The organism is Streptomyces sp. NPDC021080, assembly GCF_044333225.1.
GTDB lineage: Bacteria > Actinomycetota > Actinomycetes > Streptomycetales > Streptomycetaceae > Streptomyces.
This window is the reverse complement of sequence record NZ_JBIRQM010000015.1, coordinates 243554-255727: the sequence shown is the minus strand read 5'-3', so window position 1 is coordinate 255727 and position 12174 is coordinate 243554. Positions and strand designations below refer to the sequence as shown.

Genomic DNA, 12174 nt, shown 5'->3' with positions numbered 1-12174 from the left:
GGTCGTACCGGCGCGTGCCGGGTTGTCAGTGGGTCCGGCTACGGTTCGGTCATGGCTGCCCGTACGAAATCCGCGAAGGACCGGCCGTCCTACCGCTGCACCGAGTGCGGCTGGCAGACGGCCAAATGGCTCGGCCGCTGCGCCGAGTGCCAGGCATGGGGGACGGTCGAGGAGTACGGCGCACCCGCCGTGCGCACGACGGCGCCGGGCCGGGTCACCACGTCCGCGGTGCCCATCGGACAGGTCGACGGCCGTCAGGCCGCCGCCCGCAGCACCGGCGTGCCCGAGCTGGACCGCGTCCTCGGCGGCGGTCTCGTGCCCGGGGCCGTCGTCCTCCTCGCGGGCGAGCCCGGCGTCGGCAAGTCCACCCTCCTGCTGGACGTGGCCGCCAAGTCGGCGAGTGACGAACACCGCACGCTCTATGTGACGGGTGAGGAGTCGGCCAGCCAGGTGCGGCTGCGCGCGGACCGCATCAAGGCGATCGACGACCACCTCTATCTCGCCGCGGAGACCGATCTGTCGGCCGTCCTCGGCCATTTGGACGCGGTGAAGCCGTCGCTGCTCATCCTGGACTCCGTCCAGACCGTCGCCTCCCCGGAGATCGACGGTGCGCCCGGCGGCATGGCCCAGGTCCGGGAGGTGGCGGGCGCGCTCATCCGCGCCTCCAAGGAGCGCGGCATGTCCACCCTGCTGGTGGGCCACGTCACCAAGGACGGCGCGATCGCCGGCCCCCGGCTGCTCGAACACCTCGTGGACGTCGTCCTGTCCTTCGAGGGCGACCGGCACGCGCGCCTGAGGCTCGTCCGAGGGGTCAAGAACCGCTACGGAACCACGGACGAGGTCGGCTGCTTCGAACTGCACGACGAGGGCATCACCGGGCTCGCCGACCCGTCGGGGCTCTTCCTGACGCGCCGCGCCGAGCCCGTCCCCGGCACCTGCCTGACCGTCACGCTCGAAGGCCGCCGTCCCCTGGTCGCCGAGGTCCAGGCGCTCACCGTGGACTCCCAGATCCCCTCCCCGCGCCGGACGACCTCCGGTCTGGAGACCTCCCGCGTCTCGATGATGCTCGCCGTCCTGGAGCAGCGGGGCCGGATCAGCGCTCTCGGAAAGCGGGACATCTACTCCGCGACCGTCGGCGGGGTGAAGCTCTCCGAGCCCGCCGCGGACCTCGCCGTCGCGCTCGCGCTGGCGTCCGCCGCCAGTGACATCCCGCTGCCCAAGAACCTGGTGGCGATCGGCGAGGTGGGGCTCGCGGGCGAGGTCAGACGGGTCACGGGTGTCCAGCGCCGGCTGGCCGAGGCCCATCGTCTCGGCTTCACCCACGCCCTCGTACCGACCGATCCGGGCAAGGTCCCCGCCGGTATGAAGGTCCTGGAAGTGGCCGACATCGGCGCGGCTCTGAGTGTCCTTCCGCGCTCGCGTCGCAGAGAGGCCCCACGGGACGAGGAGTAGCGCCGGTAGACTTTGCCCTGGTCTCGCCCGTCCGTACGAACCGAGGGCGACCGGAAACCCGCGACCGGAGGAGTGCAGTGGCAGCCAACGACCGGGCAGCAGCTCCCGGAAAGTCCGGCGGGAGCTCCGGTGCCGATGGCCTGATGCGCGCCGCACTCAGCGCCGTGGCACCCGGTACGGCACTGCGCGACGGGCTGGAGCGGATCCTTCGGGGCAACACCGGCGGACTCATCGTGCTGGGCTCCGACAAGACCGTCGAAGCGATGTGCACGGGTGGATTCGTCCTGGATGTCGAGTTCACCGCGACCCGGCTGCGCGAGCTGTGCAAGCTCGACGGCGGCATCGTGCTCGACAAGGACATCACCAAGATCCTGCGGGCGGGTGTGCAGCTGGTGCCCGACCCGACGATCCCCACGGAGGAGACGGGCACCCGGCACCGCACCGCGGACCGGGTGAGCAAGCAGGTCGGCTACCCCATCGTCTCGGTCTCCCAGTCGATGCGCCTGATCGCCCTGTACGTCGACGGCCAGCGCCGCGTCCTGGAGGACTCCGCCGCGATCCTCTCCCGCGCCAACCAGGCCCTCGCGACCCTGGAGCGCTACAAGCTCCGGCTGGACGAGGTCGCGGGCACGCTGTCGGCGCTGGAGATCGAGGACCTCGTCACCGTCCGGGACGTCTCGGCGGTCGCCCAGCGACTGGAGATGGTGCGCCGCATCGCCACCGAGATCGCCGAGTACGTCGTGGAACTGGGCACGGACGGGCGACTGCTGACCCTCCAGCTCGACGAGCTGATCGCCGGTGTCGAGCCCGACCGCGAGCTGGTCGTCCGGGACTACGTGCCCGAGCCGACCGCCAAGCGTTCCCGCACGGTCGACGAGGCGCTGTTCGAGCTGGACGCGCTCTCTCACGCCGAGCTCCTCGAACTGTCCACGGTGGCCAAGGCGTTGGGGTACACCGGCTCCCCCGAGGCGCTCGACTCCGCGGTCTCTCCGCGCGGCTTCCGGCTCCTGGCGAAGGTGCCGCGACTGCCCGGCGCGATCATCGACCGGCTCGTGGAGCACTTCGGCGGGCTCCAGAAGCTGCTCGCCGCGAGCGTGGACGACCTCCAGACGGTCGACGGCGTGGGCGAGGCACGGGCGCGCAGCGTCCGCGAGGGGCTGTCGCGTCTCGCCGAGTCGTCGATCCTGGAGCGCTACGTCTAGGAGTCCTCTCCGCCGGCCGGGGCGGCCCGGGGTTCTCCGGGCCGCGATCGGCCGGACCCGGATTCTCCGGACCCCGGTCACGGCCATCAGCCGGACCCCGGTCGTGGCCATCGGCCGGACCGGGGTCACGGTCATCGGCCGCGCTCCCGTCGCACCCGTCGCACCCGTCCGCCGAGCTCCGGGTTCACGCCCTCCGGTCGGGGGTGCTCAGTCCTTGGACAGGACGAACGACGTCTGCGCCTTCGCCAGTCCCGGCGCCTTCGCCTCGACCAGGTAGGTGCCGGCGGAGGCCGAGCCCGAAGGGGGCGTGGCGCACGAGGGGGCGCCGGGCTTGCGGTCCCACTTCACCGTGTGGACGGTCCGACCGCCGGCCGGCACGCGCAGGAGGATGCCCGCGGCGTCCTTCGGGCAGTCGTCCGAGGCCCAGATGTCCTTGTCGCTGCCCGACTGAGTGATCGTCAGAACCGTGCTCTTCGGGCCGAGATCGACCTTGCAGTCGCTGCCCGAGGTGTTCTTGGCGACGATCTCGATCTCGGGCTGCTCTCCGGGCGCGTAGGTGTTGCGCACGCTCTTGAGCGTCAACTTCACGTGATTCGGGGTGCAGTTGGGGACGGTGGAGCCGGCCGGGAGCCGATCGGCCGCCCCGCCGCCGCTCTTGGCCCCGTCGTCGGATCCGCCGCCGGTGCTCGCGCCGGAACCCGTGGAGCCGTCGCCCGAACCGTCACCGGAGCCGTCACCGGAACCGTCGCCGGAACCCCCGCCCGTGCCGCCGCCGCTGTCGGCGTCGCCGCTCGACTCGTCGCGCCCGCCCGGGTGTTGACTGATCGCGGGACCCGAACCGGACGGCCCGGGCGTGATCGTGGAGGCGGGGTTCTTGCCGTTCGACCCGCCCGCGGTGTTGTGGCCGCCGCCCGAACCGGTGCCGACCACCCAGACGGTGAGAAGCGCCAACAGCCCTAGTACGGACAGCAGAACGGCCCTCCGACGCCAGTAGATGGTGGAGGGTAGCGGCCCGACCGGATTGCGCAGAGATCCCACGGCGCAAACTGTACGAGAGATCGGCCGTGCCGCAGGCCCCACCCGCCGCCCCGGTACCAACTTTTCCGGATCATCATCCCGGTGGGCATCCGTTCCGGAGCCGCGACAGCCCCGGGTGCGGTCTTTCACCACCGCCCGCCCCCGGCGTCGTCCCCGCATCGTCACCGGCGCATGGCAGGATCGGTCATGCCATGACTGCACCCACCGAGCCCACCGGGCCCCTCCGCAACGCCCCCGGCGAGGACCTCCACACCCCCGTCATCGCCTGGTTCGACGAGCATGCCCGCGATCTGCCCTGGCGGCATCCCGATGCCGGCGCCTGGGGGGTGATGGTCAGCGAGTTCATGCTCCAGCAGACCCCGGTCAACCGCGTCCTGCCCGTGTACGAGCAGTGGCTGGCCCGCTGGCCGCGCCCCGCCGACCTGGCGCAGGACGCGCCCGGGGAGGCCGTCCGGGCCTGGGGGCGGCTCGGCTACCCGCGCCGCGCCCTGCGACTGCACGGCGCCGCGGTGGCCATAACGGAACGGCACGGCGGCGACGTACCGACCGATCACGCTCAGTTGCTGGCGCTGCCCGGCATCGGCGAGTACACGGCGGCGGCGGTCGCGTCGTTCGCGTACGGCCAGCGCCATCCCGTGCTGGACACGAACGTCCGCCGGGTCTTCGCCCGGGCCGTCACCGGCGTTCAGTACCCGCCGAACGCCACCACCGCAGCCGAACGCAGGCTCGCCCGCGCCCTGCTGCCCGAGAGCGAGAGCACGGCGGCACGCTGGGCCGCCGCCTCCATGGAGCTCGGCGCGCTGGTCTGCACGGCGAAGAACGAGACGTGCCACCGCTGCCCGATCGCCGCGCAGTGCGCCTGGCGGCTGGCCGGCAAGCCGGAGCACGACGGGCCGCCGCGCAAGGGCCAGACGTACGCGGGCACGGACCGCCAGGTGCGCGGCAAGCTGCTGGCCGTCCTGCGGGAGGCGCATGTACCGGTCCCGCAGAGCGCGCTGGACCGGGTGTGGGACGAGCCGGTGCAGCGGGGCCGGGCGCTCGACGGACTCGTCGCCGACGGTCTGGTGGAGCCGCTCCCCGGCGGTCTGTATCGACTGCCTCTCACCTAGTGCCGCGACAGGCGACATTTACCTGTCACGACACCGGACAGGCCCCATAACCGGATCGACCGGGACATAGGTCCAACTCCTCCTACCCCGAACCCACAGCCGTTACACAACCGACGGACAGCCGAGTGCTGGCCGCAGGCTGTCTCGGACAACCCCGTGACAACGCCTCCGTAGCTTCAGTGCCGTACCGCAGGAAGCGCCGCCCGACCGGCGGCGGACGAGCCGGCGGTACGCAGGCGACGGACAACCGGCAGCGGGCGGGTCGGAAACGGGGATGGAGGCGGTTGATCATGGCGCACGGCGAGGTGCTCGAATTCGAGGAGTACGTCCGCACTCGGCAGGACGCGCTGCTGCGCAGTGCCCGTCGCCTGGTCCCCGACCCGGTCGACGCCCAGGACCTGCTCCAGACCGCGCTCGTGCGGACGTACGGCCGCTGGGAGGGCATCGCGGACAAACGTCTCGCCGACGCCTACCTGCGCCGCGTGATGATCAATACGCGGACCGAGTGGTGGCGGGCCCGCAAGCTCGAAGAGGTGCCCACCGAACAACTCCCGGACGCCTGCGTGGAGGACGCCACCGAGCAGCACGCGGACCGCGCGCTGCTGATGGACATCATGAAGGTGCTGGCACCCAAGCAGCGCAGTGTGGTGGTGCTGCGACACTGGGAGCAGATGTCCACGGAGGAGACGGCCGCCGCGCTCGGCATGTCGGCCGGAACGGTCAAGAGCACGCTGCACCGGGCGCTGGCCCGGCTCCGCGAGGAGCTGGAGAGCCGCGACCTGGACGCGCGCGCGCTCGAACGTGAGGAGCGGGAGCGTTGCGCGGCCTAGGAGTCCGGGCCAGAACGGCCCTGAAGGCGGGGAGTTCGGCGGCGGCCGGGTTCGCCGCCCTCGGCCTTTTCGTGACCTCGTGCGCCACCGGGGGCACCGGTGCCCGCGACGAGGGTCCGGCGGGCGGTGACGCGGTCGCCAAGGGCGGTATCAAGCCCGTCGTCTCCAGTGCGCCCACCAGGGCGCCCCGGCGCGTGGACGCGGTCAAGATCGTCAAGGACGACCCGGGGGTCAGCGCCGCGGTCAAGCGTGACCTCAAGCCGTGCGTCGCCGACGAGTACCCGGTCGACGTGTCGTACGGGGACCTGACCGGCGGGTCCGTGAACGACGTCGTGATCAACGTGATGACCTGTGCCGACGCCGTGGGTGTCGGCAGTTACGTCTATCGCGAGAAGAACGGCCGGTACCAGAATGTCTTCAAGACCGAGGAACCGCCGGTCTACGCCGAGATCGACCGGGGCGATCTGGTGGTCACCCAGCAGCTGTACAAGAAGGGCGACCCGGTGTCGTACCCGTCCAGCGAGGAAGTGATCACCTACAGCTGGTCCTCGACGCACTTCGTCGAGCAGTCCCGGATCCACAACGACTACAGCAACGCGGTGGGCGGCTCCGGTTCGCCCGCCCCGGACGCGAACTGAACGGGCGGAGCAGCCGGATGGCAGACCAGACCCACGTCCTGTTCGTCGAGGACGACGACGTCATCCGCGAGGCCACGCAACTCGCCCTGGAGCGCGACGGCTTCGCGGTGACGGCCATGCCCGACGGACTCTCGGGCCTGGAGGCGTTCCGCGCCGACCGCCCCGACATCGCCCTGCTGGACGTGATGGTCCCCGGGCTCGACGGTGTGTCGCTGTGCCGCCGCATCCGCGACGAGTCGACCGTGCCGGTCATCATGCTGTCCGCGCGCGCCGACTCGATCGACGTCGTGCTCGGCCTGGAGGCCGGCGCCGACGACTATGTGACCAAGCCCTTCGACGGCGCCGTGCTGGTCGCCCGTATCCGCGCGGTGCTGCGCCGCTTCGGGCACGCGAGCGGCGGCGCGGGCGCGGCGTCCGAGGGGGACGCCCCGGTGGAGGGCGGGGTGCTCGTCTTCGGTGACCTGGAGATCGACACCGAGGGCATGGAGGTGACCCGCGGCGGTACGCCGGTGGCGCTGACGCCCACCGAGATGCGGCTGCTCCTGGAGTTCTCGGCCGCGCCCGGGACGGTGCTGAGCCGCGACAAGCTGCTGGAGCGGGTGTGGGACTACGGCTGGGGCGGGGACACGCGGGTGGTCGACGTCCATGTGCAGCGACTGCGTACGAAGATCGGCCAGGACCGTATCGAGACGGTCCGCGGTTTCGGCTACAAGTTGAAAGCCTGAGCACGCCATGCGGGGGATATTTCGGCGCTCTGCCGTGGACAGGGCCCCGGCCGCCGGACGGGGACGGTTTCCGGGCGGCCGCGCGGAGGCGGGGGTCGGTGTGAGCGACGTTCGGCGCGGGGGGTTCGGTGCCGGCGGCGACGCCGGCAGGAGCGAGGTGCTCGGCCGGGACACCGGCAGGGACCGCAGCGCCGCCGGGGGCCGGGGTCCCGGCGCGGTCAGGGGCCGGCGCATCGGCATCGGCATCGACCGGGGCACGGATTCGGGTACGAGCATCCGCACGGGCATCCGCTGGAAGCTCAGCACCGCGATCGCGCTGGTCGGCGCGCTGGTCGCCGTCGCGCTGAGCCTGGTCGTGCACAACGCGGCCCGCGTGTCGATGCTGGACAACTCGCGCGACCTGGCCGACGAGCGCATCCAGCTCGCCGAGCGCATGTACGGACCGGGCCGGCCGCCGCCGTTCGGGGCGAAGATAGACGATCCCTCCATTCCGTCGGACCTGCTGGTGAAGGTCTCTCAGGGCCGGCGGGCGACCTACGTGTCGGACAGTTCGAACGGTGTGCCGGACATCTGGGCCGCCGTACCGCTCAGGAACGGCCAGGTGCTGTCCTGGCACGAGCGCTTCACGGACCGCAACGCGGACGTGATGAAGGATCTCGACCAGGCGCTGATCATCGGTTCCATCGCGGTCGTCCTCGGCGGCAGCGCGCTCGGTGTGCTGATCGGCGGCCAGCTGTCGCGCCGGCTGCGCAAGGCGGCGGCCGCGGCGAACCGGGTCGCCAAGGGCGAGCCGGACGTCCGGGTGCGGGACGCGATCGGCGGTGTCGTGCTCGACGAGACCGACGATCTGGCGCGGGCCGTGGACGCCATGGCCGACGCGCTCCAGCAGCGCATCGAGGCCGAGCGCCGGGTCACCGCCGACATCGCCCATGAGCTGCGCACCCCGGTGACCGGACTGCTCACGGCGGCCGAACTCCTGCCGCCCGGCCGCCCCACCGAGCTGGTGCGGGACCGCGCGCAGGCCATGCGCACGCTCGTCGAGGACGTCCTGGAGGTCGCCCGGCTCGACGGGGCCTCGGAGCGGGCCGAGCTGCAGGACATCATGCTCGGCGAGTTCGTGGCCCGGCGGATCGCCGCCAAGGGAGCGGACGTCGAGGTGCGGGTGGTGCACGAGTCGGAGGTCACGACGGACCCGCGCCGGCTGGAACGCGTCCTGCTCAACCTCCTCGCCAACGCGGCCCGGCACGGCAGGCCGCCGATCCAGGTCACCGTCGAGGGCCGGGTCATCCGCGTCCGCGACCACGGCCCGGGTTTCCCGGAGAAGCTCCTCGCCGAGGGGCCGAGCCGCTTCCGCACCGGGAGCACCGACCGTTCGGGCGACGGCCACGGACTCGGCCTCACCATCGCCGCCGGCCAGGCCAGGGTGCTCGGCGCGCGGCTGACCTTCCGCAACGTACGGCCCGCCGGGGCTCCCGACGGCGTACCGGCCGAGGGTGCGGTCGCGGTGCTGTGGCTGCCGGAGCACGCGCCGACCAGCACCGGGAGCTACCCGATGCTGCCGGTGTCCGGGAAGTAGACGCCGCACACGGGCGCCGCGCGCAGGAGAAGGCCCCCGGGGCGGACAACGCCGGGGGCCTTCGTCGTGAGGAGCCGGGGAATCGGGGGGAATCGGGGGCCGGGGTGGGCCGACCCCCGACCGGGTCCGGCCCGGTCCGGCCTTGTCCGGTCCGGTCAGACCGCCTCGGCGAGCGGGACCTGGGGTGCCTCGTCCGACGCTCCGGACTCGGTCGCTCCCGCTCCTGCTCCCTTGAGCGGGACCTCCTTCACGAACACCGCGGCGATCAGCGCGAGCACCGCGACGGCGGAACCGAGCAGGAACGCGGAGTGCGTGCCGGCGGACACCGCGTGCTGGTAGGCGTCCCGGGCCGCGGCCGGCAGCTTGGCCAGGCTGGCCGCGTCGAGCTGCGCCGACTTCTCGGTCATCTTGGAGCCGAGCGCCCCGGCCCGCTCGGCCATGACGTCCTGCACCCGGTGGTTGAACAGCGCGCCCATGATGGCGACGCCGAACGACGAGCCGAGCGTACGGAAGAGGGTGGTGGACGAGGACGCGACGCCCATGTCCTTCATCTCGACGCTGTTCTGCGCGACGAGCATCGTGATCTGCATCAGGCAGCCCATGCCCGCGCCGAGCACCGCCATGTACAGCCCGGAGGTGAACCGCGTGGTCTCGGTGTCCATCTGCGAGAGCAGGAACAGACCGATGATCATCAGCACGCTGCCGACGAGCGGGAAGATCTTGTAGCGGCCGCTGTTGGTGGTGACGCGTCCGGCGACCATCGACACGGCGAGCATGGCGCCGAGCATGGGCAGGAGCAGCAGACCGGAGTTGGTGGCGGACGCGCCCTGGACGGACTGCTGGTACAGCGGGAGGAAGAGGACCGCGCCGAACATCACGAAGCCGGTGATGAAGCCGATCGTCGACATCAGGGTGAAGTTGCGGCTGCGGAAGATGTGCAGCGGCATGACCGGCGCGGCGGCCTTGGTCTGCCAGTACACGAAGCCGACGAGGGCGGCGACGCCGATCCCGATCAGCTCCATGATCCGCGCGGAGCCCCAGGCGTACTCGCTGCCGCCCCAGGTGGTGACCAGCACGATGGAGGAGATGCCGAGGGCGAGCAGACCGGCACCCAGGTAGTCGATCTTCGCCTGGACGCGCTTCTTCGGCAGGTGCAGCACGGCACTGACCGCGATGAGCGCGACGACGCCGAGCGGCAGGTTGATGTAGAAGGACCAGCGCCAGCCCCAGTGGTCGGTGATGCTGCCGCCGACCAGCGGGCCGAGGATCATGGCGAAGGCCATCACGCCGGCCATCATGCCCTGGTACTTGCCGCGCTCGCGGGGCGGAATGAGGTCGCCGATGATCGCCATGACGCCGACCATCAGACCGCCGGCGCCCAGACCCTGGATGGCGCGGAAGCCGATGAGCTGGCCCATGTCCTGGGCCATGCCGCTGAGCGCGGAACCGATCAGGAAGATCACGATCGAGGTCATGAAGGCGCCCTTGCGCCCGTACATGTCGCCGACCTTGCCCCAGATCGGGGTGGAGGCCGCGGTGGCGAGGGTGTAAGCGGTGACCACCCAGGAGAGGTGCTCCAGGCCGCCCAGCTCGCCGACGATCGTCGGCATCGCGGTGCCCACGATCATGTTGTCCAGCATCGCGAGCAGCATGGCGATCATGAGCGCCATCAGGACGACGCGTACGCTCCGCTGCTGCTTCTCACCCCCGGCCGGTTCCCCGGCCTGCTCCGCGGCCGGTTCGGCCGCTTTCGTCTCGTCCGCCATCGTTCCCACTCCCCTGAGTCGTTCCGCTGCCGTCCGGCTACTTACTTGTCGACCGGCAAGCTAAGTACACTCAGGAAAGTAGCGCCGCAACTAGCCGGGCGTCAAGTAAGTAGGGCTAGTTTTGCCTGCCGGTCGACAGGTAAGTTTCAAGGGAGCGCGAGGCATACGAAGATGGGCGGCACCATGGACGGCATCAAGCGGCAGCAGCGCCGGGGCGACACTCGGCAGCGCATCCAGGACGTAGCCCTCGAACTCTTCTCCGAGCAGGGCTACGAGAAGACCTCGCTGCGCGAGATCGCCGAGCACCTCGATGTCACCAAAGCGGCGCTCTACTACCACTTCAAGACCAAGGAAGAGATCCTCATCAGTCTCTTCGAGGATCTGACGCGCCCGCTCGACGAACTGATCGAGTGGGGCAGGCAGCAGCCGCACACGCTGGAGACCAAGCAGGAGGTCCTGCGCCGCTACAGCGACGCCCTCGGCGGCGCGTCCCCGCTCTTCCGCTTCATGCAGGAGAACCAGGCGACGGTACGCGAGTTGAGCATCGGCGAGACCTTCAAGGACCGCATGATCAGCATGCTGGAGATCATCAAGGAGCCCGAGGCGGAGCTGACCGACCAGGTCCGCTGCATCAGTGCGCTCTTCACGATGCACGCCGGCATGTTCGTCCTCAAGGACGTCGAAGGCGACCCCGAGGACAAGCGCAAGGCCGTCCTGGAGGTCGCCATCGATCTGGTGACACAGGCCCACACGGGCGGAGGGGCCCACGGGGGCGAAGCGGCCCACGGGGGCGACGGCTCCTAGCGGCGGGCTCCCGGATCGCCGGGCGGAGTCACCCGGCGCCGACTTCGGACCACGAAGGCACAGTCACCCGGCACCCGTTCCGGACCACGCAGGCGGAATCGCCCGGCGCCGGTTTCGGACCACGAAGACGGAATCGCCCGGCGCCCGTTCCGGGACGCACAGGTACGAGCCCTGGCGCCTGTTCGGCGCCAGGGCTCGCGTCCCTGTTCTCCTCCGGCACTTCATGCCGGGGCTTCGCACCGGATCACCGGCGCGCAGGTGGGTCAGACGGTGACACCCATGCTGTGCAGGAACACCACGGGGTTGATGGCCGAGCCGTAGTTCGGGGTCGTACGGATCTCGAAGTGCAGGTGCGGGCCACTGGAGTTGCCGGTGTTGCCGGACAGGGCTATGTGCTGACCGGTGGAGACGGTCTGGCCGACGCGCACGTCGATGCGCGACAGGTGGGCGTACTGCGAGTACCTGCCGTCGGCGTGCTTGATCACGACGGCGTTGCCGTACGCCGGACCGTCACCGGCGCCGTTGGGGCCCGCCTTGACAACGGTGCCGCCGTGCGCGGCCATGACGTTGGTGCCCTGCGGGACGGCGAAGTCCTGGCCGGAGTGCTTGTGGGCCCACATGCCGCCGGCCTGGTCGAAGGTGGCGGACAGCGTGTACTTCGCGACCGGGTCGATCCAGGAGGCGGCCTTCTTCGCGGCGGCCTTCTTCGCGAGGGCGGCCTTGTTGGCGGCCGCGGCCTTCTTCACGGCGGCCGCCTTGGCCTGCGCGGCGGCCTGGGTCTGCACGCCGTTGGCGGCGGTGACGGTGGCACTGGCGCTGACGCCGGATTCGGCGGCGGTCGCGACCCCTGCGCCCAGTACGGCCGTGGCGCCCAGGCTGACGGCCACAACGGCCGCCCGAGTGCGGACCATGGACGTGAGGGACTTGCGGGACGTGACGCGCTTCGACATGAATACCTCGTGGAGACGGGGACAAGGGACTGAACAACAACTCCGGCGAACCGCTTGCTGCCGTGTTGGCCATTCATTGGTAAC

The 12174-nt window shown here is 71.0% G+C and carries 11 protein-coding genes; 8 read left to right on the top strand and 3 right to left on the bottom strand.

The window, feature by feature from the left end; genetic code table 11:
- Nucleotides 1–51: 51 nt before the first annotated feature.
- Both radA and disA read left to right on the top strand, forming a co-directional pair.
- Complete coding sequence (radA, locus tag ACH4S8_RS33140) at nucleotides 52–1452, top strand: DNA repair protein RadA (RefSeq protein ID WP_398400674.1); 1401 nt, start codon at nucleotides 52–54, stop codon at nucleotides 1450–1452.
- 77 nt (nucleotides 1453–1529) lie between these two features.
- A complete protein-coding gene (gene disA, locus ACH4S8_RS33135) occupies nucleotides 1530–2654 on the top strand; it encodes a DNA integrity scanning diadenylate cyclase DisA (RefSeq protein WP_398400672.1) in 1125 nt (374 codons plus the stop codon).
- Nucleotides 2655–2861: 207 nt separating this feature from the next.
- On the opposite strand, the gene ACH4S8_RS33130 is transcribed toward disA, so the two are convergent.
- Nucleotides 2862–3692 carry a hypothetical protein gene (locus ACH4S8_RS33130; RefSeq protein ID WP_398400670.1) on the bottom strand — a complete coding sequence of 277 codons (831 nt, stop codon included), beginning with the start codon at nucleotides 3690–3692 and terminating at the stop codon, nucleotides 2862–2864.
- 191 nt (nucleotides 3693–3883) lie between these two features.
- Here ACH4S8_RS33130 and ACH4S8_RS33125 point away from each other — a divergent pair, with 191 nt between their 5' ends.
- From ACH4S8_RS33125 to cseC, 5 genes are all read left to right on the top strand, one after another.
- Nucleotides 3884–4801: an A/G-specific adenine glycosylase gene (locus ACH4S8_RS33125; RefSeq protein WP_398400668.1), complete on the top strand. Its 918-nt coding sequence runs from the start codon at nucleotides 3884–3886 to the stop codon at nucleotides 4799–4801.
- Between the two features lie 290 nt (nucleotides 4802–5091).
- A complete protein-coding gene (locus ACH4S8_RS33120; protein WP_339130720.1) occupies nucleotides 5092–5631 on the top strand; it encodes a SigE family RNA polymerase sigma factor in 540 nt (179 codons plus the stop codon).
- On the top strand, nucleotides 5619–6269 hold the full coding sequence (locus tag ACH4S8_RS33115) for a hypothetical protein (RefSeq protein ID WP_398400666.1): 651 nt from the start codon (nucleotides 5619–5621) through the stop codon (nucleotides 6267–6269). Before ACH4S8_RS33120 ends, ACH4S8_RS33115 begins: the two co-directional genes overlap by 13 nt.
- A gap of 17 nt (nucleotides 6270–6286) precedes the next feature.
- On the top strand, nucleotides 6287–6994 hold the full coding sequence (gene cseB / locus ACH4S8_RS33110) for a two-component system response regulator CseB (RefSeq protein WP_398400664.1): 708 nt from the start codon (nucleotides 6287–6289) through the stop codon (nucleotides 6992–6994).
- Between the two features lie 7 nt (nucleotides 6995–7001).
- Complete coding sequence (gene cseC / locus ACH4S8_RS33105) at nucleotides 7002–8570, top strand: two-component system sensor histidine kinase CseC (protein WP_398400662.1); 1569 nt, start codon at nucleotides 7002–7004, stop codon at nucleotides 8568–8570.
- A gap of 155 nt (nucleotides 8571–8725) precedes the next feature.
- Here cseC and ACH4S8_RS33100 read toward each other — a convergent pair whose 3' ends face one another.
- The gene (locus tag ACH4S8_RS33100; RefSeq protein WP_398400660.1) at nucleotides 8726–10336 is read right to left on the bottom strand and encodes an MDR family MFS transporter; all 1611 of its coding nucleotides are present in this window, start codon (nucleotides 10334–10336) and stop codon (nucleotides 8726–8728) included.
- 171 nt (nucleotides 10337–10507) lie between these two features.
- On the opposite strand from ACH4S8_RS33100, the gene ACH4S8_RS33095 reads away from it, so the two are divergent.
- The gene (locus ACH4S8_RS33095; protein ID WP_398400658.1) at nucleotides 10508–11140 is read left to right on the top strand and encodes a TetR/AcrR family transcriptional regulator; all 633 of its coding nucleotides are present in this window, start codon (nucleotides 10508–10510) and stop codon (nucleotides 11138–11140) included.
- A 263-nt stretch (nucleotides 11141–11403) separates the two neighbouring features.
- On the opposite strand, the gene ACH4S8_RS33090 is transcribed toward ACH4S8_RS33095, so the two are convergent.
- Nucleotides 11404–12090, bottom strand: coding sequence for a M23 family metallopeptidase (locus ACH4S8_RS33090; RefSeq protein WP_398400656.1), 687 nt, complete (start codon nucleotides 12088–12090; stop codon nucleotides 11404–11406).
- Nucleotides 12091–12174: the final 84 nt, after the last annotated feature.

Excerpts from the sequence above, each read along its gene's own strand:
- radA (WP_398400674.1), top strand. The coding sequence starts at position 52 with ATGGCTGCCCGTACGAAATCCGCGAAGGACCGGCCGTCCTACCGCTGC.
- ACH4S8_RS33125 (WP_398400668.1), top strand. The coding sequence starts at position 3,884 with ATGACTGCACCCACCGAGCCCACCGGGCCCCTCCGCAACGCCCCCGGC.
- ACH4S8_RS33120 (WP_339130720.1), top strand. The coding sequence starts at position 5,092 with ATGGCGCACGGCGAGGTGCTCGAATTCGAGGAGTACGTCCGCACTCGG.
- cseB (WP_398400664.1), top strand. The coding sequence starts at position 6,287 with ATGGCAGACCAGACCCACGTCCTGTTCGTCGAGGACGACGACGTCATC.
- cseC (WP_398400662.1), top strand. The coding sequence starts at position 7,002 with ATGCGGGGGATATTTCGGCGCTCTGCCGTGGACAGGGCCCCGGCCGCC.
- ACH4S8_RS33100 (WP_398400660.1), bottom strand. The coding sequence starts at position 10,336 with ATGGCGGACGAGACGAAAGCGGCCGAACCGGCCGCGGAGCAGGCCGGG.
- ACH4S8_RS33095 (WP_398400658.1), top strand. The coding sequence starts at position 10,508 with ATGGGCGGCACCATGGACGGCATCAAGCGGCAGCAGCGCCGGGGCGAC.
- ACH4S8_RS33090 (WP_398400656.1), bottom strand. The coding sequence starts at position 12,090 with ATGTCGAAGCGCGTCACGTCCCGCAAGTCCCTCACGTCCATGGTCCGC.